A 1,905-nucleotide genomic window follows, 5' to 3' on the forward strand; every position below is an offset into this window, starting at 1 on the left:
ATAGGCTCTCGGAATTCCTAGTGTGAAAATGAACTATTTTCCACAAAATTACTGGGAAAAGGTGTTTTTAGGGTTTATAATCGGTCGCTTTCATCGTATTTTCAAAAAAGGGCATACCAAATAAGCCCTACCTCTTTCATTTTTTTAAAAAGGGTACCGATGCTATTTATCTATTTAAGCAACTATTTGCTCTCTAAGAAATGCCAGTTCTTTTTTACGATGAGCGTACCAGGCATCGATGTGCTGACACATCATAATGCCAAAAATACGGACGTACCACATCATGGTAGAACGGTGTTTACCTGATTCTAAGTGATAATCAATTTTTTCTCGTTTGTTTGAGCGTTCGATCGATGTACGTCGACTATAGATTGCTTTCCACTTCTCTGTTTCTCTTGAGGTTTTTGGAAACAAACGGAGATTATCTTTACTATGTGTATGATATGTCCGGCCATACACGGCAGAGGAACAAGGCGTTTGACACGAGTTACTCGTTCCACATGCCAATGGGCAACGCCATTTCTGGCGGTTTTGTGAGTGGTCATAGCCATTGGGTTTCATCTTTTTGCCGATAGGGCAAATAGGCACACCTTCTGATGAGATTTGAATATCACTACCTTTTTTTGTATGGTTCTTCGATCGGTTGTTTAAATCAATGATCGGTTCCACTTGATGATGGTCGATCAGATGATAAATCGATGCTGCATCATGAGCTGCATCCAGTAACATTTTATCCACTGCGCCCAAGGTGAATCGCTGCGAAAATTCAACCCAGCTGACGACAAAGCTAACTGAATCATGGCAGGAAGCCAGGTTCAAACGTGGATATATAGGTAAGTCATAAGGGCTGTCGCAAGCACTGATCATATACAGATGATAGCCGGTAAAGTGCTTTTCCCGGTGGCTGTCCCATCCCGAGTCACAGTCGGGTTGGGAGTAAATGCGACCGTGATGACATGTCGCTATACCTTGGGCGCGACAATCACAAGTGGACTTGCTTCGGGTATGGGAGGCGGTGACAACAGGTGTGCCATCGCCGGCAACGTTCAGTTGTTCCACATCTCCGAGCAGTCCCAATTTAGCTGAAACTGTAAGTATTTGAGTCTGAAAGAAATCAAAAAGGCGATCCGATGGAAGTTCTTTCTTATCCTGTAACCTAGGAAGCATCCATTCGACCAAACGTTTGACACGGCCTGGCTTTATGGGAGTCTTTTGGCCTTTCTTTCCTTTTTTCGCCTTACGTTTGCGAGCCTTTTTACTTTTCTTTTGAGGGGGTTACCTGCTTTTTCTCGCTTGCCCAAAGTCGGCTAAAAAAATCGTAAAAGGTACCGACACCTGGGGGTGTCGCCAGGCTCAAAACCGCTAAGAATGGCATAAAGCGGAATGCGGTGAAGCTGTTCTACCCATTTGGTAATACTCATCGTAGGATTCGTTAAAATTAAGAGCAGATAGGATCGCATGATAGATGCGGGATCCCGCGGATCCGGTCCTTTAGCGTCGTACATGTCCCTTAGTTGTAACGTGATGAAGGAAAGATCGGTGATCCATAGTTTAGAAATGACCGGCCAGTCCCTATTAACTAACGTTAGTATGCCGCCGGAATAGTGTGTTTGAAGTTGATCCATGACAAAGTTTTGATAGGCTTCATGCGAAACAAAAACTGGTTTCAATAAAAACACCTCCATTTTGGTTAGAAAGGAAAAAATCTCCCTTCAACCGCGATTATTGGGGGGCGTTTTTGAAAAGTCAAGTATTTTGAACTGTTTTCAGAAAATAATGTAGCGTTTTATTTCCAATTCGCATTATTTTGAAAATAAAAAACTCCTACCAAAAGTAGGAGGAAGAACAAATGAACGACTCGAGGAAAACCACGAGTCGTCTAGCTCGGCGAATGCCGAGAGTCTA

General features: G+C 43.1%; 2 protein-coding genes. Both read right to left on the bottom strand.

What is annotated here, in order from left to right; all coding sequences use genetic code 11:
• Nucleotides 1–174 precede the first annotated feature (174 nt).
• Nucleotides 175–747, bottom strand: a complete 573-nt coding sequence (locus JCM21714_RS17650; protein WP_052000895.1) for a hypothetical protein — start codon at nucleotides 745–747, stop codon at nucleotides 175–177.
• 560 nt (nucleotides 748–1,307) lie between these two features.
• Nucleotides 1,308–1,505, bottom strand: coding sequence for a hypothetical protein (locus JCM21714_RS22575; RefSeq protein ID WP_235183031.1), 198 nt, complete (start codon nucleotides 1,503–1,505; stop codon nucleotides 1,308–1,310).
• Nucleotides 1,506–1,905: the final 400 nt, after the last annotated feature.

This window comes from Gracilibacillus boraciitolerans JCM 21714, assembly GCF_000521485.1.
GTDB classification, from domain to species: Bacteria; Bacillota; Bacilli; order Bacillales; family Amphibacillaceae; genus Gracilibacillus; species Gracilibacillus boraciitolerans.